General features: G+C 38.0%; 15 protein-coding genes, 1 tRNA gene and 2 pseudogenes. 3 read left to right on the forward strand and 15 right to left on the reverse strand.

Going from position 1 to position 23,201, the window contains the following annotated elements:
* The first annotated feature begins 156 nt into the window (after positions 1-156).
* Together psb29 and CWATDRAFT_RS07310 are read left to right on the forward strand one after the other, a co-directional pair.
* Positions 157-894, forward strand: a complete 738-nt coding sequence (psb29, locus tag CWATDRAFT_RS07305; RefSeq protein ID WP_007304401.1) for a photosystem II biogenesis protein Psp29 — start codon at positions 157-159, stop codon at positions 892-894.
* A gap of 63 nt (positions 895-957) precedes the next feature.
* A complete protein-coding gene (locus CWATDRAFT_RS07310; protein WP_007304402.1) occupies positions 958-3,192 on the forward strand; it encodes an APC family permease in 2,235 nt (744 codons plus the stop codon).
* 631 nt (positions 3,193-3,823) lie between these two features.
* On the opposite strand, the gene CWATDRAFT_RS07320 is transcribed toward CWATDRAFT_RS07310, so the two are convergent.
* A complete protein-coding gene (locus CWATDRAFT_RS07320; RefSeq protein ID WP_007304403.1) occupies positions 3,824-4,039 on the reverse strand; it encodes a type II toxin-antitoxin system HicB family antitoxin in 216 nt (71 codons plus the stop codon).
* An 84-nt stretch (positions 4,040-4,123) separates the two neighbouring features.
* On the reverse strand, positions 4,124-5,233 hold the full coding sequence (cobT, locus tag CWATDRAFT_RS07325; RefSeq protein ID WP_007304404.1) for a nicotinate mononucleotide-dependent phosphoribosyltransferase CobT: 1,110 nt from the start codon (positions 5,231-5,233) through the stop codon (positions 4,124-4,126).
* A 185-nt stretch (positions 5,234-5,418) separates the two neighbouring features.
* On the opposite strand from cobT, the gene purD reads away from it, so the two are divergent.
* Positions 5,419-6,678, forward strand: a complete 1,260-nt coding sequence (purD, locus tag CWATDRAFT_RS07330) for a phosphoribosylamine--glycine ligase (protein WP_035825330.1) — start codon at positions 5,419-5,421, stop codon at positions 6,676-6,678.
* 13 nt (positions 6,679-6,691) lie between these two features.
* Here the strand turns inward: purD and CWATDRAFT_RS07335 are convergent, their stop codons facing one another.
* From CWATDRAFT_RS07335 to ltrA, 13 genes and pseudogenes are all read right to left on the reverse strand, one after another.
* Positions 6,692-7,657: an SGNH/GDSL hydrolase family protein gene (locus CWATDRAFT_RS07335; RefSeq protein WP_007304406.1), complete on the reverse strand. Its 966-nt coding sequence runs from the start codon at positions 7,655-7,657 to the stop codon at positions 6,692-6,694.
* A 673-nt stretch (positions 7,658-8,330) separates the two neighbouring features.
* Entirely contained in the window at positions 8,331-10,700 is a 2,370-nt protein-coding gene (locus CWATDRAFT_RS07340) for a CHAT domain-containing protein (protein ID WP_007304407.1), read from the reverse strand.
* A gap of 177 nt (positions 10,701-10,877) precedes the next feature.
* Positions 10,878-12,502, reverse strand: a pseudogene (locus tag CWATDRAFT_RS35575) (IS1634-like element ISCwa1 family transposase).
* A 119-nt stretch (positions 12,503-12,621) separates the two neighbouring features.
* Positions 12,622-13,530, reverse strand: a pseudogene (locus CWATDRAFT_RS07355) (IS5 family transposase); the annotation flags it as partial.
* A 135-nt stretch (positions 13,531-13,665) separates the two neighbouring features.
* Positions 13,666-13,845 (reverse strand): hypothetical protein, encoded by a 180-nt coding sequence (locus tag CWATDRAFT_RS07360; RefSeq protein ID WP_042711309.1) that lies wholly within the window; start codon positions 13,843-13,845, stop codon positions 13,666-13,668.
* An 18-nt stretch (positions 13,846-13,863) separates the two neighbouring features.
* Positions 13,864-15,021, reverse strand: a complete 1,158-nt coding sequence (locus CWATDRAFT_RS07365) for an S-layer homology domain-containing protein (RefSeq protein ID WP_007304411.1) — start codon at positions 15,019-15,021, stop codon at positions 13,864-13,866.
* A 36-nt stretch (positions 15,022-15,057) separates the two neighbouring features.
* Positions 15,058-17,508, reverse strand: coding sequence for an HD family phosphohydrolase (locus CWATDRAFT_RS07370; RefSeq protein WP_042711310.1), 2,451 nt, complete (start codon positions 17,506-17,508; stop codon positions 15,058-15,060).
* Positions 17,509-17,619: 111 nt separating this feature from the next.
* Positions 17,620-18,450: a prolipoprotein diacylglyceryl transferase gene (gene lgt / locus CWATDRAFT_RS07375; RefSeq protein WP_007304413.1), complete on the reverse strand. Its 831-nt coding sequence runs from the start codon at positions 18,448-18,450 to the stop codon at positions 17,620-17,622.
* A 52-nt stretch (positions 18,451-18,502) separates the two neighbouring features.
* Positions 18,503-18,573: transfer RNA gene (locus tag CWATDRAFT_RS07380), tRNA-Gly, on the reverse strand.
* A gap of 50 nt (positions 18,574-18,623) precedes the next feature.
* Positions 18,624-19,595 (reverse strand): alpha/beta hydrolase, encoded by a 972-nt coding sequence (locus CWATDRAFT_RS07385; RefSeq protein ID WP_007304414.1) that lies wholly within the window; start codon positions 19,593-19,595, stop codon positions 18,624-18,626.
* Between the two features lie 52 nt (positions 19,596-19,647).
* A complete protein-coding gene (locus tag CWATDRAFT_RS07390; RefSeq protein ID WP_007304415.1) occupies positions 19,648-20,034 on the reverse strand; it encodes a DUF1499 domain-containing protein in 387 nt (128 codons plus the stop codon).
* 291 nt (positions 20,035-20,325) lie between these two features.
* Positions 20,326-21,012, reverse strand: a complete 687-nt coding sequence (locus CWATDRAFT_RS07395) for a Uma2 family endonuclease (protein ID WP_007304416.1) — start codon at positions 21,010-21,012, stop codon at positions 20,326-20,328.
* Between the two features lie 260 nt (positions 21,013-21,272).
* Complete coding sequence (gene ltrA, locus CWATDRAFT_RS07400; RefSeq protein WP_007304417.1) at positions 21,273-23,063, reverse strand: group II intron reverse transcriptase/maturase; 1,791 nt, start codon at positions 23,061-23,063, stop codon at positions 21,273-21,275.
* Positions 23,064-23,201: the final 138 nt, after the last annotated feature.

Raw genomic sequence — 23,201 nt, forward strand, 5'->3', positions numbered from 1 at the left:
CCTAATGATTTCGTCGCTAAAATTATAACTCCGAACTCCGAACTCCGAACTCCGAACTCCGAACTCCGAACTCCGAACTCTGATCACTTGGCAAAGGACTCCTTACAGGGGACAATAGATAGAAGTGACTATTGAAAATTTATTTATTTCTACTTCGTGGATAATATTCGTACTGTTTCTGATACCAAGCGTAAATTTTATGGCTACCACACCCAGCCCATAAATTCTATTTATCGGCGGTTTGTAGAAGAATTGCTGGTAGAAATGCACCTCCTGTCCGTCAACATCGATTTTAGCTACGATCCCATCTACGCTCTGGGAGTTGTCACCTCTTTTCAAAGGTTTATGCAGGGATACAGTCCCGAAAGCGATAAACCTTCCATTTTCAACGCCTTATGTCAAGCAGTAGATGGCAGTAGTGAGAAATATCATCAAGAAGCTGAGGCGATCTTAAATGAAGCCAAAGGACTCTCTATTGTTGATTTCAAAGACAAACTAACTCATGTTACCGATAACCAAGTAGGAGAAGGTGTCTTATGGGGAACCTTTGGGGCGATCGCAGCTAACCCCAAATTTAAGTACAGTCGTTTGTTGGCCATCGGTTTATATACCCTATTGATGGAAATTGACTCTGATCTGCTCAAAGATGAGGAAAAACGTACCGAAACCATCAAAGAAGTTTCTGAAGCCCTCAAATTTTCCCCAGAAAAACTGCGAAAGGATCTCGATCTCTATCGCAGTAACCTAGATAAAATGCAGCAGTTATTGACAGTTATTGAAGATAGCTTGGAAGCCGATCGCAAAAAAAGAGCTTCAACTGAAGGCAAAACATCGGCAGAAGTCGTTGAGCAAACAGAAACTCCAGAAACTCAACAATCTGAAAATAATGTGTAGGTCCCAACTCTAAAAAATCTGGCATAATAACGGAGAGCAACTAGATTATGGTTAGAGTCATCTGTGAAACTGCCTTTTTTTTCCAAACCAGCCCTAAAAGATCCCCCATCGGGTTTAGGAACCTTCGGGGGGGTTTATACCCCTTCTATCCTCACCATCCTGGGCGTAATCATGTATTTACGCTTCGGTTGGGTGGTGGGGAATGCCGGTTTAATTGGAACCGCCTTAATCGTTATTTTAGCTAACACCATCACCCTTTTAACAGCCCTTTCTGTATGTGCGATCGCCACGGATCGTGTGGTAAGAACAGGAGGGGCGTATTATATGATTAGTCGCTCTTTGGGGGTGGAAACAGGAGGAGCAGTGGGTATTCCCCTCTATTTTGCCCAAGCTTTATCCGTTGCCCTATATACCATCGGTTTTGCCGAAAGTGTGGTCACAGCTTTTCCCGCCTATAATCTCAATCAACTCTATATTGCCTTAATAGTTACTATTGGGGTAGGAGTATTAGCCTTTGCTTCGGCGGATATCGCCATCAAAGCCCAATACTTTATCATGGGGGCGATTATTCTATCCCTATTGTCTTTTTACTTTGGACAGCCTGTAGAAGAGACTACCATGGAACTCTGGGTAACGGATAAAGAACCCTTTTGGGATGTATTTGCGGTATTTTTTCCGGCGGTAACAGGGATCATGGCCGGGGTGAATATGTCAGGGGATCTACGTGATCCCATTAAAGCTTTACCCACAGGAACTTTAGCGGCCGTTGGTACCGGATTTGTTATTTATCTTACTTTACCTCTTTTTTTAGCCACCCGAGCTAGTGGTGGTACCTTGATCGACGAACCCTTCATCATGGAAAAGATGGCGGTTTGGGGACCAGCTATTTCTTTAGGGGTTTGGGGGGCAACCCTCAGTAGTGCTATTGGCAGTATATTAGGGGCCCCACGCATCCTCCAAGCCTTAGCCAGAGACGGTATTTTACCCCCCTGGATGCGGTTTTTGGGGCAGGGAAGTGGTGACAAGGATGAACCGAGAATAGGTACTTTAGTCACCTTTGCCGTAGCGATCGCCGCTGTTTTTATTGGGGACTTAAATTTAATTGCCCCGGTATTGAGTATGTTTTTCTTAACCACTTATTTAGTCTTAAATGTTTCGGCCGGGTTAGAAGGGTTGTTAAATAGTCCTTCTTTTCGCCCTTCTTTTAAAGTTCATTGGGCCTTATCTTGGTTAGGGGCGATCGGCTGTTTAGGGGTGATGTTTCTCATCGATCCTCTGGCAACCTGTGTGGCAGGAATTATTGTTATTGCTATCTATTTTTGGGTACGTCAACGGGAGTTATTGGTAACGTGGGGTGATGTAAGACGGGGGATATGGATGGCTTTATTACGGACGGCCATTCTACAGATGGATCGTCAAACTGATGATACTAAAAATTGGCGGCCTCAATTTTTGGTGTTGTCTGGGGCCCCAACCAAACGCTGGCCTTTGATCCAGTTAGCACAAGCTCTAACCCATAATCGAGGGTTGATTACTGTATCGACTGTTTTACCCCAAGGATCACGGGATGTTGCCAGTCAAGCTGTGTCAGAAAGGCGTATTCGGGACTATTTAAAACGTCATGGGGTACAAGCTTTAGTAAGATTAATTACGGCACCGAACCCTTTTGATGGGGCGGAAAGATTGGTGGAAACCTACGGGTTAGGTTCTATTGTGCCTAATACTATCTTATTAGGTGATTCTCAACAAATGACCCACCGCGATCGCTATTGTCAAATGATCGGTAATCTTCATAAGGCACAACGCAACATTATCGTTTTGCGAGAAAACCAGGATTTAGCTAACGATCCCTGGGAAGACTCCAAAAGTCGTCGTTCTCGCATCGACGTTTGGTGGGGTGGCGGAATAGAAGGAAATGGTAGTTTAATGCTGATTTTAGCTTATCTGCTCCATTCTAATCCTAAATTGCAAAAGGGACAGATTCATCTTAAGTTAGTGGTAATGGAGGAGGGTGCTGTTAATGAGGCAAAAAATAATTTAAATAAATTACTGGAAGATTTACGTATTGATGCTGTATCTGAGATTATTTTGGCCAATGGCCGTACTTTTGCCACTATTCTTAAACAGTCATCTAAGGGTGCGGATTTTATATTTTTGGGGATGCCTTCTCCCAGTGATGATAAGTTGTTTGTTACTAACTACGAAAGACTACAACAATGGACTAAAGATTTACCCACTACTGTTTTTGTTTTGGCTGCACCTGAGTTTAATTTTCAGGAAGTATTGGGGGAAAATTAAATCAATTAACAATTAACAATTAACAATTAACAATTAATTATTTAGTTGACAATTTTCTCTGAGTAAAGATAATGCCAACTCAAAACTATTGGGTTGTGTTTGCACGGTATATGCTTCTCTTTCTAAGTCCCTTCGATGGGTTTCAGTATAGCCTTGGAAAAAAGGGCGGGCTTGGTTGATGGGTTCTAGGGTTAATCCTAATACTTTAATTTCTCCGTTTCCTGCACAAACTTGTGAGGCATGAACGGATTCATGAATAAGAGTTGCTAGGGCAATATGGAGATCGAAAGTTACGGGATTAATCCATATTTTTTTTGTACTAACTTGTAAGAGTCCATAAGCACCTCTTCTGGGTGGTAATTCTAAAATAACCTCGAATCCTGATTTTTATAATTCTTGTTTTAATTGATTAAATTGTTCAGTTTTTTCGCTATTTTGAGCAATTATTTGACTGTTTTCAATAACTTCAATATGACTTATTGATGGATTAGCTGATAATTGATGATTAATATTAAAAGATAATAATACCAAGGAATTGAAAAATAATTTAAACATCGATAGTTTGAATCTCCTAAAATTTTAGTGCGCTGCTCTTGTAGGGTGCATAATATTTCTTACCTAAAGTTAACCACTAAGCAACTTGAAAAAGCGGTTTAATGGTGGGTAAAGGTTTATTTTCTTCAATTAAGGATTCAATTAATAATTCTAGCACTTCCTGGGCATTTTCAAAGGCTTCTTGATACGTTTCACCATGAGTAACTGGCTCCATTACGTCCTCAAATTCGGGTAAAAAGACAACAAAACAGTTATCTTCATTTGACCATTGAATAACAATTGTATATTTCATATTTTCTAAAGATATGATACCCTTTTTCTACGATTATAGCGGATATTGATAATAATAGTGTTAAATTAGCTAGTCGAAATATACCTAGTTTCTTATTTGATAATAATTATTAACTAGATTTTTAATACTATTTAATAACTTTTCTTGAGTCCAATTAAACGATAAAGAAGCAGCGACCGCACATCCTCCAGCACCCACACCTTCTTTAACATAACCCTGTTCATACATTTTTAATTGTTCATAAGAAGAATTAGAAAAATTAAGTTTAGTTGCTAACAAAGGAACTGTCCCAATAGACTTAGCTAACCCAACAGTATCCCCTGTCAAATCTTCTGCTACCCAGCGTGTTGTACCGACAATAATATTATCTAAATTAATATCATATTCAGAAGTATTAATAATGCTTTTAATTAAAGCATAAACCGCTAACATTTGGGTTCCTCCTGCTAACATCACTCCTGTTTTTATACTCGCACTAATGGCCATTCCTGCTACTACAATTTGCATTGGATCACCCACAGCAGCGACTAATTGAAAAGGATTAAGCGGTTGTAAATAATCATAGTGTCCAGCATTTGTCAAGCCTTTTTTGACGATTATTTCTTTTTGTTGATGATTACAATTAGGATGACTACTATTAACTTTTCCTGTAGCATCAATTCCTAATCCTGTTAAAATTGCTAAGGCTGTTGTTGTCCCTCCTACAACACATTCACTGAGAATTAAAAAGTTTTTTGTTGCATTTTTTGACAACTTTTTACCCCAGTTTAATCCTTGTTGAAATAAATCATAAACTAAGGATAAGGGTAAGGCTTTTCCCGTGGTTAAACAGTTAGCTGGTTGTCCTTTTAAATCAATGAAAGAAACAGAAGGAGGGATGGGTAAACCAGCATTGAATAAATGAATGGGGATATTACAAGCTTCTACAATAGCACGAGTAATAAACACAGGAGAAACCCCTTGATGTAAAGGGGGTAAAGGATAGTCATAAGAAGATTTTACCCCATTCATCAAAAATTCTGCATCGGCGATCGCAGTATATTTTCTCGCTTCTGGAGTCGCCCCTGCTGCCGAAATACCAGGAATTAAACCCGTGTCAGTAAAGCCTAAAATACAAGCAAAAATAGGGGAATAATCTTCATAAGTATCAACCCATTTTTGTCCTAATGATTGAGAGGTATATATACGAAACATCAGTTTTTTCAGTTATCAGTTATCAGTAACCAGTGATCAGTTTTCAGTTGTTGACACTTTCTTATTCTTAATTAGGATTGCAATAATAGCACTCACAGATTTATGATGTTTATGGCTTGTGCAATTGAAAAATGGATAAATTATCCATTATCAATTATCCATTATCAATTATCCATTGTAAAACCGTGAAAGTCTTAGTTGTTGGAAATGGAGGGCGGGAACACGCCCTAGCTTGGAAACTACTTCAATCTCCTCAAGTACAGCAGTGTTTTTGTACTCCTGGCAATGGAGGAACTGCTTTATTAGAGGGATGCGAAAATCTCTCTTATACTGTGGATGACTTCGCTAATATTGCTAGGTTTGTGCAACAAGATAAAGTTGATCTAGTAGTGGTGGGGCCAGAAGTTCCCTTGGCCCAAGGGATAACTGATTATTTACAAGGCTATAATATTAAGGTATTTGGACCGACTCAAGCTGGCGCACAAATCGAGTCGAGTAAGTCCTGGGCAAAAAAATTGATGGCCGATGCAGGTATTGCCATCGCCCAGGGAGAAACCTTTAAAGACGCAGACGCGGCCAAAGCTTATATTGCTAAACAAGGGGCCCCTATAGTGGTGAAAGCCGATAAGTTGGCCGCTGGGAAAGGTGTTATTGTGGCTCAAACCATAGAAGAAGCACAAACTGCGGTGGATGAGTTGATAGGAACGGGTTTTTCTTCTATTGTGGTCGAAGAATTTTTACAGGGGGAAGAGGTATCTATTTTAGCTCTAACCGATGGGAAAACGGTACGGCCTTTATTACCAGCACAGGATCATAAACGCATTGGGGAAGGAGATACTGGACTTAATACCGGGGGAATGGGAGCTTATGCACCAGCACCCATCGCAACCCCTGAGCTATTGGCAAGGGTGCAAACAGAGATTTTAGAACCTACTGTTACTGCCTTGCGTCAACGGGGTATTAACTATTGTGGGGTATTATATGCAGGGTTGATGGTGACACCAGAAGGAGATCCCAAGGTATTAGAATATAACTGTCGGTTTGGTGATCCTGAAACTCAAGCGGTGTTACCTCTTCTAGAAACACCCTTAGATGAATTATTGATGGCCTGTGTTGAAGGCCGTTTAGAGGAGTTTCCCCCGTTACAATGGTACGACGGTAGTGCTGTGTGTGTGGTGGCTGCTTCTGAGGGCTATCCTGGCAGTTATGAGAAGGGGAAAGTTATTCAAGGGATCACTAAAGCTGAAGCTTTAGGATCAACGGTGTTTCAGGCAGGAACAAAATTGGAAGGAGATACCCTCTTAACCGACGGGGGAAGAGTATTAGGGGTTACTTCTAGGGGTAAAGATTTTAACAAGGCGATCGAGACAGTTTATGGATGTCTAGAAGCTATTGATTTTTCGGGTCAATACTATCGTCGTGATATTGGTCATCGAGTTCGTTAAAGGTAATGAAAAACTAACGACGAGTGATATCTTTGATCTTCTTATCAAAGATATTACCAACGGCCTTAAAGCCCTTATCATTTGGATGTAACTCATCAAACCAGTTGTTATCTCCTACAACGCCTCGGTAGTCAACATGATGTACAAGTCCGGCAAACTGTACATCTTCAATTAAGCTAATTTGTGCTTCGTTTAATCTATCAATTATTACTCTGATAATATCTTTTTGCAAATCAGGGTCTGTAATATCTCTCGTTTCCATGGGCTTACCGAGAGAGTTTCCATTGTTTGGGATTGCATAATCGTACCCGTGAAAAATAATTTTTAAGTTGGGGAAACGTGATAGAAGGCGAATGAAAATATCTCGATAAAGTTGGATTATTTCTCTCAAAAAAACGTCAAACTCTTCATTGATATAATCTTCAGGTGTTCTTTCCTTCTCAGAATCAAACTGGTTTAGAAAGTTTGCAAGGTTCCCATCAGCAACAAGATCATTGCCACCTCCACTTATCAAAAAGACTTCAGGCTTTTCAGCTTCGATTGCCTGAGTTATTTCATCTTCGTTTACTATGTCTCTCAGCAAGTCACCAGCTGCACCCAGGCTGAATACTGCATATCCATCAAGACCATCCAATGGGTCCAATGGATTGAATCGGAATAGCTGATCTATGACATCTTGTAGGATTAGTGGAAACTGAAACCAGGAGTCCCCTTCAGAAACAATTTTCTGGCCACGAAAAAAAGGGTTATTAACTCTGAGTTTATATTGGAGTTGACGGCGTTCTCTTGCTACACGATTGACCCCAGCAAGTAGCCCGTCTAAAGCCATCGAACGAATGTCGACAGTGTCCGGGTTTGCACGAAATAATGGTTCAAAGTTATCACGAGATTCTTCATCAAGCAAAACTAGGTCCCGCAGTTCGGAATCCGGAACTCTAGGGTTGATGAGCTTTTGGCGCAATTCACCGGGGCTAATCATTGACTACCTCCTATACTGCTTCATGAAACCTATACAAACCTAGACAGGCTTGATGTTCAATTCCTGCTTCAACCAAGGGAGTCGGCTCCTTCTTGTCCACAGGCGTTCACCGATAAGCCATCGGTATTATTAAACAAAATTTTGTTGTTTTTGGAGGTATATAAAGGGTGTCTAGAACTTATTTATAGATTCTTCTGTGATACTTTCTCTAGCTTTGTTTTCGCTTATGTGAGAAAAGATGAACCTACGAAGTCTCCTTTACGAATCCCACCAATGCTTTGTATCCTAACACTTGATGTTAAAGTAAGTCAATGCTTAACTGGTTAAGATTGAAAGAGAATTCCTAGACATAAATTTCTAGTTTTGTCGAGGAATGTCTAGGTTTTTATCTTCTAGAAAAAGCTCTTCAATGAGTGAACAACAATTTGAGGGTTATATCATTTTATCATCTATAAGGAATGAGTTTAATTATTAAGTGGATTCAATCTAACAGGTTTTGGCAGATCCATCCACTCCAAAAGTAAGGATGGGAGAGGGGATAAATTGTGTCTTGACTAATAGTATCATCTATGTTAAGAACCTCAATATCAATCAATTCTTGAATGATTTGATTGCCTATTTTACTTTGTTTAAGGTCTGCAAAGGAGAGGTTTTGAATGGTGTTTTGTGCTTTTTATAAGGCAAGATGGGGACTAATTCTAGCCTTACGGTTGTCGAAGAATAAGGTTAATAATAGCACGGTAGCGTGTGCTGGAACACTCCATAAACTCATTAAAAGGGTTTTTGTTCCAGCAACAACAAAAGCACGTCTTAAACCGAAGATTCCTTCTCCTGCGTTGACGTTTCCTATTCCTGTTTGACAAGCACAAAGAACGGTTAAATCATTCTCCCATAAGTCTAGTCCAGCGACATCTTTTGCTAATAGATGACCAGTTCCTGCTTCGTTGGGAATTTGTCCCCCTTTGCGCCATGTATTTGCACCTGCAAAGGCTAAAACTGAGGTTAACATGGGGTCAGGGTTAATGTTTTGTTGAAAGCGATCTTGGGTAAAGTCGGAAGTATGAAGTTGGAGATTGGAAGGGGGTTCTTTAGGAGGAGAAAAGAAGACTCCATGTGTTCCAATCAGTAAAACACGGGGACAGGTTTTGGGGGTTAAGTGACTGGTTAAGGCGTTTTCATCTAAGTAGGGAGTTACGTTGTAATAGGTGGCTACTTCTTTAGCTAAAATGTCTGTTCCTTCAGCACGTTTAAGTCCTTTTTCACTATCATCTAAGGTGGATAAGAAAGTGTTAAGTTCACCTGAATTTGTCATGAAAGAACTATATATTTCTGACTTCATACTTCCGACTTCTAAATTATAGTCTGGGTCTGCAATAATTAAGGGTTCAGATGGGGTTCGGTTGGTTTTAATTTGTTTGCGTAAAATATCTCGTCCAGTGGTTAGGTAGGAAATAGAATAAAGGTCTCTTAGTTTTTGGGTTTTATCTAGGGGTAAGACTTCAAAAGGTATAAGGTTTAATGCGTGGTCTGCTGCGATGAATAAACGGGGTTTGGTATCTGTTTCAGGGGAATTTTTGACTTTTGATTTTTGACTTTTGACTTCCACGCAGTGGTGAATAGGTTTCCATAACTTTTCGCTTAACAATAACCCTATATCTTGATGGGTTGGGGTAGGGTCTTCATCAAACCCTATTCCATAAGTAGTAACTGTTTGATGGGGAGTTTTTTCAGGGGTATAAACTTCAATGGGACAATGGGAAATCTGAATATAAAAGTCTATCAATAAGGTGTTAATCTCATTAGCATTTCCGAAGTCTATCATCGTTACTTTGTCGGGTTGGCCAGCAGGTAATACGAAAGCGAGATAACGGGGTTCTGTCCATTTATTTTGGTCAAAGTCTCGGTAGTCAATGTAAATAAATTCTACCAAAAAACTGTTATCAGGTAAGGCGTTGGCGAGTTTTTCACAGGTGACTTTTTGTTCTTTTAAAGCCATTTCAGGAATTTGTTTAGCAAGTTTTCTTTCTATGTCGTCATAGCGGTTTTGTAGTTTGGTTAAACGGGGTTTATATTCGGGTGAATAGGGAGAATAGGACGCATCAATAATCTCTTTACTGACTTGTTGGAGTTCTTGGAAAGTGGGGAGAAGATGGCTATAGTTACCGCGATAAACGGCGAAGTTTTGGGTTGCTTGTGCAGCAAGGGTTAAACATTTACGGTTTAAGACGGTGGTTAATGCGGTTTCAATGGGAGAAGATCCCCCTCCCGTCCCCCTTAATAAGGGGGAAGCTTGATCATTTTCTTCTACATTCTCCCCCGTTTCTAAGGAAGAAGCTTGATGATTATATCCTTCTTTAGTTCCCCCTAATAAGAGGTAAGCTTGATCATTTTCTTCTATATTCTCCCCCTTTTCTAAGGGGGGTTGGGGGGTCTTCTCTCCATTCTCCCCCCTTTCTAAGGGGGGTTGGGGGGGATCATTAAAATAGGTGGTTACTAAGGATAAATAAGTATCTAAGGTGAAACGATTTTGGTTAATATGTTGGATGCGTTGACGTTCGGAACTAGAGGTGAAAACCCGTTGGATAATTTTCTCTTCTACTGCTAAGGAATGGAGGAAATAAGTTAAAGCGGTTTCTACTTTTCCTTGGGAGTAATAAAGTAAAGCTAAATTATTGAAACTCGTTGCTACATCAGGGTGTTCATCTCCTAACAATTTCTTCCTTAAAGCTAAAGCATCTTTGTATAAGGGTTCTGCTTCTGTGTATCTTCCTTGGGAACGATAAAGTCCTGCTAAATTATTGAAACTGGTAGCGACATCAGGGTGTTCATCCCCTAACAATTTCTTGATTAAAGCTAAAGCATCCTTGTATAAGGTTTCTGCTTCTGTGTATCTTCCTTGGGAGTAATAAAGTCCTGCTAAATTATTGAAACTGGTAGCGACATCAGGGTGTTCATCCCCTAATAATTTCTTCCTTAAACCCAGATTCCGCACTTCAAAATGTAGTATAAAAAAATAAATAGTTTTAAAAAGTCCGAAAATCATACCTGGGCAAGAATATTTCTCTTTTCATTAAATTTTTAGGAAAAATAATCAAATTAAGAAGATTTATACTCATTGAAAACTTAGCAAGACTCAGCACAAACGAAGGAGAGTTTCCTCTTCTCGTTTGATATCATTAGACTCTTATTCTTTTATTATTTTTGCTTTATCCAATTCAATTTATAGATAATATCTTTGACAAGATGCAGGTAATAAACTCAATATAAAACGCCTTTCTTCTGTCAAATTGACAATTTGTTTAACTCCGTTTAAAGTCACATAATGAATACCTTGAAAACATTGAAATATCCACCTCAAAGTCGGACGCAATGTTACTTTCCCTACTTGATTATTTATTCCTTTTTTGACTCTTTTTAAACAATTTCTTAATTCTCTTTGCCCCAAGTTATAAATCAACAAACACAAAGACATTAAAAATAACATTGTTTCTATTCTTTCTGGTTTTTCAACGAAGAAACTATCAGTAAAAAATAAGGGATCTTTCAAAAATCGAAATCCTCTTTCCGTAGATTGCTGGTTTTTATAAGTTATCAGAATTTCACTAGCTTCTAATTTATTTTCCTCTACTAAGTTAGTTGCTAAAATAAATTTTCCTGCTTCTTTAGTCTTTCTACTTATCTCTTCATCTTTTTTGATGATCAGACTAATCATTTTATAAATCTTTTCCTTTTTTTTCGAGTAAGTTTCAATCAGTTCAACTTCTTTTATTTCCAACAATCTCAATTTTTTATTAATAGCTTTTAATTTATATCGAGCAGCTTGAGGATGTTCAAATTCTTCAGATTGTATTTCTTTAAGAAATTTTTGGGATTTCTTCTCTTCTTGGGAAAGTTGTTTTTCTAGTTTTTCCAAATCACTTTTCTGTCTTTTTTCACTCAAGACTATTAACCAAGTTTGCTTGATTCCACCATAAGTAACAATTTCTTCTTTCCAGGTATAACTTTCTAAATTTAGGTCACTTCTTTTTTCTTTATCTTCATCTTTTACTTCTTCCACCTCTATATTTTGCACTAATTCTTTTGCTTTTTTTATGGTCATTGGAACTCTCGTTATCCATTTTAAATGTTGGATTAGTTGGAGATTTTCTTGACCATATAAAGCACTATCACAAACCATGATACTATCAAACTTTATTTGCTTTTTGAATTCTACTAAAACTTTCCAAATACAGCTTTATCAGATTCATTTCCATCTCCTACTCTCACAAATAATGGAATATCTCCATCTTGGCTTGTTATTAAATCCAAGACACATTGTTTTAAGTCTGGTCTATGATCCCGAGAATATCCTTTCTTAATAAAAATTGGTCTTTCTTTAATAATTTTTTCTTCTTCCTGTTTCTCTTTATCTTCTTCCCTTTTATATTCTCCATCTAAATGAAATGATGTGGAATCTAAATGGGAGTATTTAAGGTCTATTTTAATTTTTTTAATTACTTCTAAAACTACTTCAATAAAAATATCATTTAGTCCATATTTATATAATTCATCCATTACTCTCCCAATTTTATCATCATTAAGGTAATCAGGTTTGATTCTTTCTCCTAACAATTTCTCAATGGCTTTATCTTGAAAAAACTGACTGAATAAATATAGAGGTCTTGAAACAAATCCTAGTCCATTGATTAAAATAGACTTAACTACTGTACCTGCTGAGATTTTTTCTCTAACATCTATTCCTAATTTATTATTAATTATTTTGACTATTCCTATTTCATCAATTAAACCAGCTACTATCCCTAAATGGTCTAAATTTTTAACTTGTATTTCTTCTAAATAAGACATTTTTCTCTCTTTTTTTACAGAGGAAACAACTTAAACAATTATCCCACTTTTTTGTCTTCAAGAGCTTAAGCAATTATACTTAATTACTAACCCCAGGCTTGTAGTATTTAATGCTACTTTTTGAAGTGCGGAATCTGGGTTACAATTCTTTGAGGAACACTCTGGGTCTTATTCTCCCACATTGACTGTTGTTGTTCATAAACTTTTTTGATAGTCTCTAGACAATTTTTCTGTCTTTTACTCAGATTTTCCAGGGAAGCCCCAGCTTGAATTAAGTCTTCTATATTTCCTAAATTTTTCTTAAGGTATTTTAACTGTTTCCCGATAGCTTTTCTTCTTTCTTGATAAGATACTTTTCGTTTTTTAGCTACTTTTAAGTATTCCTTTCTAGCAATTTTTTTAGAAGTTCTCGGCTTTTTTCTCAATTTCACTCTTAATGGTTTATAAAGATTATCTATTATTCTTTCTGTCTCAATTCTGGCTTGATTTAATATGCCTAAATCCGTTGGGTATTTGATGTCTGCTGGCGCACAAGTCGCATCTAAAATTAGTTTACCTTTATTTTTTATTTTTTCTCCTTTTTCTTGGAGACAATCCTTTTTTTTTACTTCTTTATCACTCTTGTCTATTTCTCTTTTTACTATTTTTTTATTGATTTTGTTTATCAATTCTCCATCAATTCTTTTCCTAAAATGAACTAGCATTGAAGATTCCAGTGGTGGCTCTTGTTGATAACAATTTAAACCTATAAAGTATTGTAGATAGGGATTTTCTCTAATCTGTTCTATAGTTTCTCTATCACTTGTTCCTAATTTTTCCTTAATAATTAATGTCCCTAATGCCATTCTAAATAGTTTGGCTGGCGCACCTTTTTCTGCTGAAAAAAGTTTAGCATATTCTTCCTCAAAATCATCCCAAGGTATCAACTCTGCCATGATTACCCAACGATTATTGGGGGACAATTTGCCCTCGAAAGGTAATTCAAATTTTTCTGGGGGCGGTAAAGGTTGCTCCTCTTTTCGATACATTTGTTCTTGACCAACAACTGGGAGGTGTTTCTACCAATTATAGCGGTTTGTAGCCGACAAAGCTGATCTTTTTTGCGATCGCGAATATGGGTGTAACCTTTTAAAGAATAGGGTTTTGCTTTTATTCAGCAAACCCTAATTATCCTTGATACTTTCTAAGGTATGATGAAAGCGAAAGTGGAAAAAAGCCGTTAAAATATCACAAAACTCTTGGAATAACTGGACATCTTTCCCTTGAAGTTTACCATCTTCAAGACAAAGATTAATGATATCTGTACGACGAAAAGGGATAAATGATTCTCGAATATTGGACATAAAATATTGACAATAAAATTAGTTGATAGATAATACATCTTGAGCAGAAAGTCCATCTCCCTGATAACCAAAGTACCATAAACTAGCAGCAGCTTCAGCTAAAGTAACCCCTTTTTTGGGTTGAAATAGTGTGGTATAACCAAAAACACGCCTAACATTAGATTGTTCCCCATTTTGAAAGTCCGCATATAATGCTTGTATAGCTTTTGTATCAATTTTCGTCGTATCTTGAAACCCCCACGTCTCTTTTATATTATCAAGGGAAGCTTTTGGTAAACCTTTTCCCGTGTCTAAAGGAACTTTCCAGGTAAGCAAATCTTCTCGGTTTAAAGGGGTGTCGGGACGAAATAAAGACGCACTACTATTTCCTGTTAAACGAGAAGGAATGATCCCGGCTTCAGCTAACCCTTGAATGATAGCAAAATCAGGATCATTGCTGCCAACATCAGAAAAAGCAGGTTGAGAGGTATTAACCCCTAACCTCAGTTGTTTGGCGGGGTTATTTTCATGAAATTTATTGTAAGTTTCTACTAACCATCGTGCATAGGTTCGACGGTTAATAATAGTGTTACCATCAATAGTTTTATTTTCACTATTATTAAAGTTTATTGTCCCTAACTTCTTAACTTCTTCGACAGAGGTTGTTAATGATTGAGGGATATTATTGAGATTCTTACTATTATCTTTTGTCTGGGAAGATGAAGAGGTTGAAGTTTCTTCCGTTGAGGACGGACTTGACGCATTTAAACTTTGATAATTAATCGTATAATCTGTGTTACCATTGTTAGCAGAAAGAAAAGATATTTTCACTTCTAATCCCTCTTTTTGAGCTATTAATGTATTATCATCAGCATTAAAAGGTTGAGTAATTTCCCAATCATCACCCTTAAATTTTCCTTGATAAAAGTTACTTACTTGCTCAAGAGAATCAGAAGATGACCACCGAATTAAACCTTGCTTATTGGTTAAGTTATCAGAAATTTCTTGTAATTCTGAGTTAGCATATTGAGGAATTATTTCAGGAAAATCTTGCGGTATTTTTAAAGCAGATGGGGTGATATCTTCTTTTTTTTCAGTTAATTCTGGACTAGGAGCCAAACGGTTTCCTAAGTCGTCAACATTACTGCAAGCAGTAACCACAGGTAATAGTAAACAAAGGATAAAATAACGATACATAGTAGTTTTTTTTTAAAATAAAATGAAATTTAACAATTAATTTTGTTTATTATTTTGAGGTTCTAGAGCAGCTTTTGGATAAACAATTCTTTGATGGTGAAATTGTTGCCAAACCTTAACAAAAACCTCAGCAATAATGGGTAACTCCTCATATTTAATGCCACTGTCTTTTAACTGATGATCTCGCCAACGGGCTTTAAAAATCTTTTGAATCATAGCTAAAGCTGTTTCTGGAGTCGCTTCTTTTAAAGAACGTAAAGCAGCCTCACAACCATCCGCTAACATAACAATTCCTGTTTCTCGTGACTGAGGAACTGGGCCTGCATAGCGGAAGTTTTCTTCAGCAATCATTTCTGTGCCATTGCGTTCAGCGTCTTGCTTAGCTTGATAATAAAAATAGGAAATTAATAAAGTTCCTTGATGTTCAGGAATAAAATCACGAATTACTCTGGGAAGACCATATTTACTAGCCATCACCATTCCTTCAGAAACGTGCTTTTTAATAATTTCCACACTCACCCAAGGATCATTAATCACATCGTGTTTATTGGGGTTGCCCATTTGGTTTTCAATAAAGCCCATGGGGTCGTGCATTTTGCCAATATCATGATACAAAGTACCAGCACGAATCAACTCTACATTGCAGTGTAACTCACGAGCCGCAGCCTCAGCTAAGCAAGCGACAAATAGAGTATGTTGAAAAGTGCCGGGGGTTTCCGTGGCTAAGCGTTTGAGTAAAGCGCAATTAGGGTTAGCCAACTCTACTAAACGAATGGGGGTCACCAAATCAAATAACCGTTCTAAATAAGGTGAAACCCCTAACGCCATCACACTCCAAGCGATTCCCGATAATCCATAAATGATCGCTTCCGGTAAAATAATAGACCAGATGGTACCAGCTACTGGGGCAGCAATGAGATAACCGACAAAATAGAGACTTCCCTGTACTAACCCCACCACTCCCCCTAAACAAGCCAATTCATCCCGCGATCGCAATTTTCCAGCCACAGAAGCAGCGATTAGTCCCCCAATGGTTCCGGCTAAGACATAACTCCAGTTGATGGTTGGGGCAGCAAAGGTGGATAATCCACTCAATAATATAACTTGGGTAATAGCTAAAGTGGGGCCATAGAAACTGCTGGTTAGGAGACCTACGGCCGGTAAATTGGTGTAACCGAGATTAAAAATACCTAAGAGGGGGGTACTCAGACTCAACAAACAGAGAAGGATATGATCTCGGCGACGCATGGGACGATGAAGTCTATAACTCACCAGAGAAAAAACAGTAACGGTTCCGATGACAATTCCAGCAGAAACCCCTAAACCAAGCCAATTGATCCCCCGACGACTGAGTTGAAAGCCATCTAAAAGAACAAACGCTTCTTGGGTAATTTCTTCTCCAGCTTCGACAATCACATCTCCTGCTTTGATTTCTACAATAACTGGTTTCATTGCTAGGGCTGCTTTTTCTGCTCTTTCTTTAGTGGCTTCTTTATCCACGACCAAATTATGTTTATTTTTCAAAATCCTCATTAACAAGTCGGTAATCTCTCTTTTAGGAACCGATAGTGTTGCGGACTCTAGTTGATTATTAATAATTTCCCTGAGCAAATAGTCCGGTATTCCGGGGGGAAGCCCCTGAGATAAAATGCGATTTAAGGTAATCTTAATGGTTTTTTCTGTGGTTTGCCAACTGCTATCACCGAGATCCAGAAATATTCCTAAGGTTTCCGGGGTCAGGTTGGATTTTTTAGCAGTCAATACTTCTCTTTTGGCAGTATAGTAACGTTTACGAGATTGTTTAATAGTATTTAACAGACCTTGAAGGGTTGTGGCTGATGTCTTCTTTTCATAACTTTTTAACCAATTAATGGCTTCAACTGTCTGGGGTTGAAACTTCGGATCGGGTTCGCCTTCGTTTTTAGCGAGGGTGGAGCGAATGGTTTCCCAAGTCTTATCATCCAACCTACGCAAATACTGTTGAGTCCCCGTAGGAATTAAAGAACCACTGACAAAAGGAAATGTCCCTACTTGTTGACGAAATTGTTTGACTTCGGTGATTGTTTTGTTTAAGTCTGCTTTGAGTTGGCTAGTCAGTTCGATATCTCTTTGTAAGACAGGAATAATACCAGTACGAACTTCTTTGCGTTTTTCTTCAGTTGTTTTCTCATCCACAAATTCTTCATCGTTGGGAGCAAACACTTTCACAGGAGAGACTGTTCCCACGGAAAGTTGAGGTTGGTTGTAGAAGCGATAACCAATCACAGTGGTCAAAGACATAACAGTTAGTCCCAACATCAAGGGCGGATGAAGTGTCCGCATAGGTTTTGACTTGTGTATCTTAGTAAACCAGTGGTACTGATGAAGGGGTTGGACAGGGTTTTTTCTGGCTGAAGTTTTTTCTTTTTGCCAATGGAAGTGACGACCGTTGAAATACTTTTGTCGTAATTGATCTATATTTTGTTTTAACAGTTGCAGCCTTTTCATATTATGTGAGGTCAATGTAAAAACATCAAACGAGATTTCTAGGATCGTCTTGCTTCTTTTTTCGACGATAGACCATGATCTCATAAGAGTCGGCAACGCCGTCTGAAGCAATTACTGGGGGGAAACCACGTCTGGCAAAGGTTTTCTTAAACGATATAACCACACTAGCCCCAAAACCCCTACACTAATCATAACTAAACTAATGACCTGTGCCACCCTCAATGGTCCTAACATTAAACTATCGGTTCTTAATGCTTCTATCCAAATTCTGCCACTACTGTAGGCGATCAAATAGACTAACGAGAGGGTTCCTACATAAAACCGATTAGGATATTTTAGTCCCCAAAAGAACAAGGACAGCAGAAGTATAAATACCATCACATTCCAAGCAGACTCGTAAAGAAAGGTGGGATGGAAGTATTCCGAGGTTAGATAGGCTATAGGGCGGTTATTCGCTGGGATATAAAGCTTCCAAGGTAAGTTAGTGGGTGCGCCAAAGGCTTCAGAGTTGAAGAAATTACCCCATCTACCGATCGCTTGTCCTAACGCCAAGGAAGGAACTACCAGATCGGCTAATTGCCACACGGAAATTTTGTTTAAACGACCAAAAATTAGGGCTGCTAAGGTTCCTCCTATAATCGCCCCATGAATAGCTATTCCTCCTTTCCAGATCGCAATAATATCTTCGGGACGTTGAGTGTATTCTTGCCATTGAAATAGTACGTAGTAGAGTCTGGCACAGGGTATGGCCCCAATAATTAACCAGATAGCTAAATCCCCAATGAGATCAGGATTGATTTTACGACGTTTAGCTAACCATTGAGATAAAGTTACCCCAATTAACACCGCACTGGCGATTAATAAACCATACCAACGAACGATAAAGGGCCCTGCTTCAAATAGTATTGGGCCTGGAGACTGAAATTGAAACCCTAACAGCATAAGCGATCGCCATTACTTTTATGGCATCTGAACATACTTTTTACTTTAGCAAAGCGGGTGGGGGGAATCGAACCCCCATCATTAGCTTGGAAGGCTAAGGTTTTACCACTAAACTACACCCGCGAACTTTGGTATTTTTTCCATCCCCATTACAGTAACACAATGGAAACCAATTAGCAACTTGAACTTTTTACGACTTGTTGCTCTTGTTCTAATAACTGTTTCATCAATGCTGGCCAACCAAAAAAGTTCTGTAAGACGGTTTCCATGCGTCCTGACCAAGATTCTTCGTTGTGTTGACCGATGGGATCTTCAACCACAAATAAATTCTCACCATAGCGATAGCCAAATTTATTAATTAATAAATCTTGCATTTCTCTACCTCTTACGGTTGCTCTCGCTTCGATAAAAGAATTATGTTCACCTCCTTCTCTAATTAATCCCCAATCTAAATATATTTTCGGCCGTAATTGAGTATTTTCTAATGTCTTTAATCCAGCAATAATCAGGGCTGAATATTCCAGCGATCCCAAGAAATCTCCTGGTAAATCGAAAAATTCAGGATCAATCATTGAATCTAATCCTACCCAAAAAGAAGGGGACAGTGCCGCTACACACCTAAATTGCTCAGGGTGTTTAATGGCGGTATAAAATGCTGCTAAACCCCCATGAGATGACCCTAAAACCATTGAACTATCAGGATTAACAAGAGTACGATAATTCTCATCAATAAAACTTTTTACTACTCTAGCAATGTAATCAGAATAGGCTTCTAATCCTCCCCATTTTCCCTCTTTAATTGGTGCGTGAGTGTACTCATAGTTACGGTCAAGAGGGCAAATAGCTACCACAATCACTCTGCGGATTTGATTGGTAACATATAACCTACTTAAAATCTTACCCATATTCCAAGTTTTATAATAGTTTCCCCCATAAAAAAAGGCGGTATCCCCATCATTCATATAAATGACGGGATATGATTCATGGCTATAATCATAATCTCTTGGCAAGAATACATGGATAGTTCTTGGCCTACTATCTGTATTATCTACTTTAAAATCATCATAAGTATGAAAGTAACCTGCCCAATGTCCCTCATCATGATACCAACCATTTTGTCCACCTATTGTGAAGGTTTCAGCCATTATATCTTTAACTTTAAGTTTTGTCTTTTCTCCTCTTTGATATACTACAATTTTAGTTTTTAGATTCTATTTTAGACCTAATTTCTTCTACCCTTTTACGATTTAATCCTAAGTCAGATTTTCCGAGACGAGATGCAGAGCGAACATGAACTACATTCTCACTATTATCGAGGTAAAATTCTACATCATCAACATATCCCATTAAAGGGGTTTTAAACTCAGCATAAAGGTAGTCATTGGTTTCTTCTATGATGGTTGTTCTTTCCATGCTTTGAACAACTTTTTTTAAATCAGCTATAGAAATCATGGGAAGGGGGGCAATTTTTGATTGTGCATCGGAACTTTGACTATTGACACAGTTGGGAGTTCCTGGAGAAGGGGCTAATTTACCATTTTTAACTCCTAAGTTATTTGGTCTAGTTCCTGAAAAATTAAACATAGTTTTATTCCTTATTTTGATCTTTTTTTGATGTTGATATTTTTGGATTTTTTTGACAGTATCAAGCTATCGGTGATCATAAATTTGTCATTTTCTGAGAATGACAAGGAATATAGACACCGTAATAGCACTGTATTAGTTTATCAAATTACTGGCCTAGAGGATAGTCTATTGTTCAATAATAGACAATGGATAACGGATAACGGATAACGGATAATGGATAATGAATAATGATTAGAAAAAAGCAAGAATATTTACAGATATATCTTTAAGTGTTAATTAGCTTTTCAACTAATCATTAATAGATATTTTTTGACAAAAGTTTGTATGAGCAGGTGTATCTATTCCTTGTTTTAATACATCTAAAACTTTAACTAAGTCTCCCTTTAATAAAGCGGTTACATCTAACCATAAACCGGGGGATATTTCGCTTTTAATAATACCATTTTCATCTGCTTGTAATTTAATATATTTTTCGTCTTTTAGTCTAAACCAATCAATTTCATTATCATCTACTCGCCAAACTACATATTCTTGAACTTGGTTACGACGATAAGCTTTAAGTTTACCATGTAAATCGATAGAGACTGTACTTGCTGCAATTTCTACTATTAATTCTGGCGCACCTTCTACATATCCATCTTCACTAATTATTGATTGTCCACCCTTTTCTATCCTTAATAAAGCATCGGGTTGTGGTTCATTTTCTGGATCTAATCTAACTGTTGCATTATCCCCCGTTTGTACATTGGGAGTGAAAGCTTTATAAACAGTTAGCCATCCCATAATATCAGCATGAGGTTCACCGTGTTTATTAATTCTTAAAGGAGATCCCATATAAACAATACCTTCAATTAATTCTGCTTTTTTAACATGAGTCATCTTTTGATAACGGGTTTCAAACTCTAAACGAGTTAAGCGATCGCCATTTTCTAACGGGGGAATTTTAACGGTAGATTTTGTGATACTTTGTGTCATAATTTTTATCCTAAACTCTATTTCTACTATTTACAAATAATCTATCTTTAATTTTGATTTGCCCTACCAAGGTAACTCGTTGCCAGTCCATTCATAATATTTACCGGTATCTTTTAGTGTAGCATTGGTAAATATCTTGATCATTCCAGATACCAGCTCTTGGGGAGTATTAGGGGATTAGGGGTCGAAGTGGTAGTCACCTACCACGACTCCCATTCCGAACCGTGCATGAGACTTTCACCTCACACGGCTCTCGGCAATTAGTCCTTTGTCATAGGTACTGTTAACACATCGTCTTTCCATTCATAGCCATTTTCTAACCAATCGTAGAGGTAGTCATTTTTGCTTTTGACATCATGACAGTCACGATGTAGAGCTTGAAGATTGTTGTAGGTATCCTTTCCACCTTTCGATTTGGGGATAATGTGGTCAACTTCTATCAAGTCTTCAGGTGTAAAGTATTGCTTACATTGAGGACATATACCTTTTTGTTTCTTTAAGAGTTTTGCGACTCTTGTTGGTGTCCCAGAATATGTACCTCGTCTTTTGCTCCAGTAAGTCCAGTTTCCGTCATAGAGTGAAGCTTCAGGTTTAACCCATGTGTGTCTCAATATTCCTGTTTCGGCGTGGTGATAGAGGACTGCTCCTTTTATTTGGAATGTCCAGAATCCGTGTTTTCCGTATGAGAAATATTTTTTAAGAGCTTTAATCAATGGTGTCTCTTTCTTTTTCCTGCTTACTGTCCAAGCTCTAAGCATATTCCATAATATGTTGTCTTCGGATTTGAATGTTTTCTTACTGCAAACATTTCGGTAGTAATTACACCATCCTCGGATTATGGGATTTAATCTTGTGATTAATGCTTTTTGTGGGGCTTTCTTGTTGGCCTTGATGGCCTCTTTGATTGCCTCATGGTGAGCTAGTATTTTTTTCTTGCTTGGCTTGATTAGTGTTTTGGATCCAGTTAGTTGTGCATTTTTTCCACCTGTTTTACTAGAGTGGTGTTTACCCTTGGGGTATGACCTAATATTGAATCCAAGGAAATCGAAGCCTGGTTCAATGGTTTTACCATTATGGACAATACTTTTTAGAGTGTGTCTTATGGAAGTCTTCTCTGGTTTTAGTTCCAATCCGACTTTTTCTAACCATTGTGCAACTAGATTTTTACATTGTAGAATAACATCGTAATCTGTATGAAGAATTACAAAATCATCGGCGTAGCGGATGATTTTGGGTTTATATCCCTGTTTAAGACTGCCATCTTCTCTCCGTTTTGTACGGGGGAAGTGATTTTCTATGTCTATTATCATTCCGTGTAGTGCAATGTTAGCCAATAACGGACTTATTACACCACCTTGAGGTGTACCTGAATCTGTTTCCTCAAAAATGCCCTTGTCCATTACACCGCATTCCAACCATTGTTTAATGATTCTTTTGATGTTGTGTGGACAATCTACTTTGGACAGTAGGTAATCATGGTTAATCTTGTCGAAGCATTTGGCGATATCTGCATCTAGAACATATTTTGCATTCGTTTTTATTGCTAAAAATATTCTACTGATAGCGTCTTGTGCGCTTCTGCCTGGACGGAAGCCATAAGATGTACCCTCAAATTGGGCTTCCCAGTATGGTTCTAAGGCTGATTTAACTAAGGCTTGCATTGCTCTATCTTTCATGGTGGGTATCCCCAGTCCACGTTTTTCATCTCTTCCAGGTTTAGGTATCCAAACCCGTCTGAGTGCCTTGGCTTTGTAACCTTTTAACCTTAGTTCGTTAACTAACTTTAATCTTTGGTTAGGTCGTAATGACTTTTTCCCATCAACTCCAGCAGTTTTCTTACCTTGGTTGTCTTGGGTCACTTTGCGAATGGCTAAGAGCTTTGCGTAATGTGACTTTAACAGTAACTTCTGAAGCTTTTTAGCTTTGACTTTATTACCTGATTTAACAGCTTGAAATATTCTTTTTTGAAGCTTAAACACTTTCCTCTGGACTTTTGCCCAGTTTATGGTGTTCCATTCTGGCGTAGTCTTGGTTATACTCGCATTCGACATTTAACTACCTCTAATAGAGACTATTTCTTCTAATTAACCAGCAATACGTCAGCTTATCCATATTCATTACAAATAGGCATTTGCTTCTTAATTGCTTCTCACATCCATGACCCTTGCGCTTAAGTTTGTCACTACTTA

The organism is Crocosphaera watsonii WH 8501 (genome assembly GCF_000167195.1).
GTDB lineage: Bacteria > Cyanobacteriota > Cyanobacteriia > Cyanobacteriales > Microcystaceae > Crocosphaera > Crocosphaera watsonii.

Bases quoted from the DNA above. Each gene is read 5' to 3' on its own strand.
- CWATDRAFT_RS07365 (WP_007304411.1), bottom strand. From the start codon at position 15,021: ATGTATCGTTATTTTATCCTTTGTTTACTATTACCTGTGGTTACTGCT.
- CWATDRAFT_RS07390 (WP_007304415.1), bottom strand. From the start codon at position 20,034: ATGTTTAATTTTTCAGGAACTAGACCAAATAACTTAGGAGTTAAAAAT.
- CWATDRAFT_RS07360 (WP_042711309.1), bottom strand. From the start codon at position 13,845: ATGTCCAATATTCGAGAATCATTTATCCCTTTTCGTCGTACAGATATC.
- ltrA (WP_007304417.1), bottom strand. From the start codon at position 23,063: ATGTCGAATGCGAGTATAACCAAGACTACGCCAGAATGGAACACCATA.
- CWATDRAFT_RS07320 (WP_007304403.1), bottom strand. From the start codon at position 4,039: ATGAAATATACAATTGTTATTCAATGGTCAAATGAAGATAACTGTTTT.
- CWATDRAFT_RS07395 (WP_007304416.1), bottom strand. From the start codon at position 21,012: ATGACACAAAGTATCACAAAATCTACCGTTAAAATTCCCCCGTTAGAA.
- cobT (WP_007304404.1), bottom strand. From the start codon at position 5,233: ATGTTTCGTATATATACCTCTCAATCATTAGGACAAAAATGGGTTGAT.
- CWATDRAFT_RS07385 (WP_007304414.1), bottom strand. From the start codon at position 19,595: ATGGCTGAAACCTTCACAATAGGTGGACAAAATGGTTGGTATCATGAT.
- lgt (WP_007304413.1), bottom strand. From the start codon at position 18,450: ATGCTGTTAGGGTTTCAATTTCAGTCTCCAGGCCCAATACTATTTGAA.
- CWATDRAFT_RS07335 (WP_007304406.1), bottom strand. From the start codon at position 7,657: ATGATTAGCCCCGGTGAATTGCGCCAAAAGCTCATCAACCCTAGAGTT.
- CWATDRAFT_RS07340 (WP_007304407.1), bottom strand. From the start codon at position 10,700: ATGATTTTCGGACTTTTTAAAACTATTTATTTTTTTATACTACATTTT.
- CWATDRAFT_RS07370 (WP_042711310.1), bottom strand. From the start codon at position 17,508: ATGAAAAGGCTGCAACTGTTAAAACAAAATATAGATCAATTACGACAA.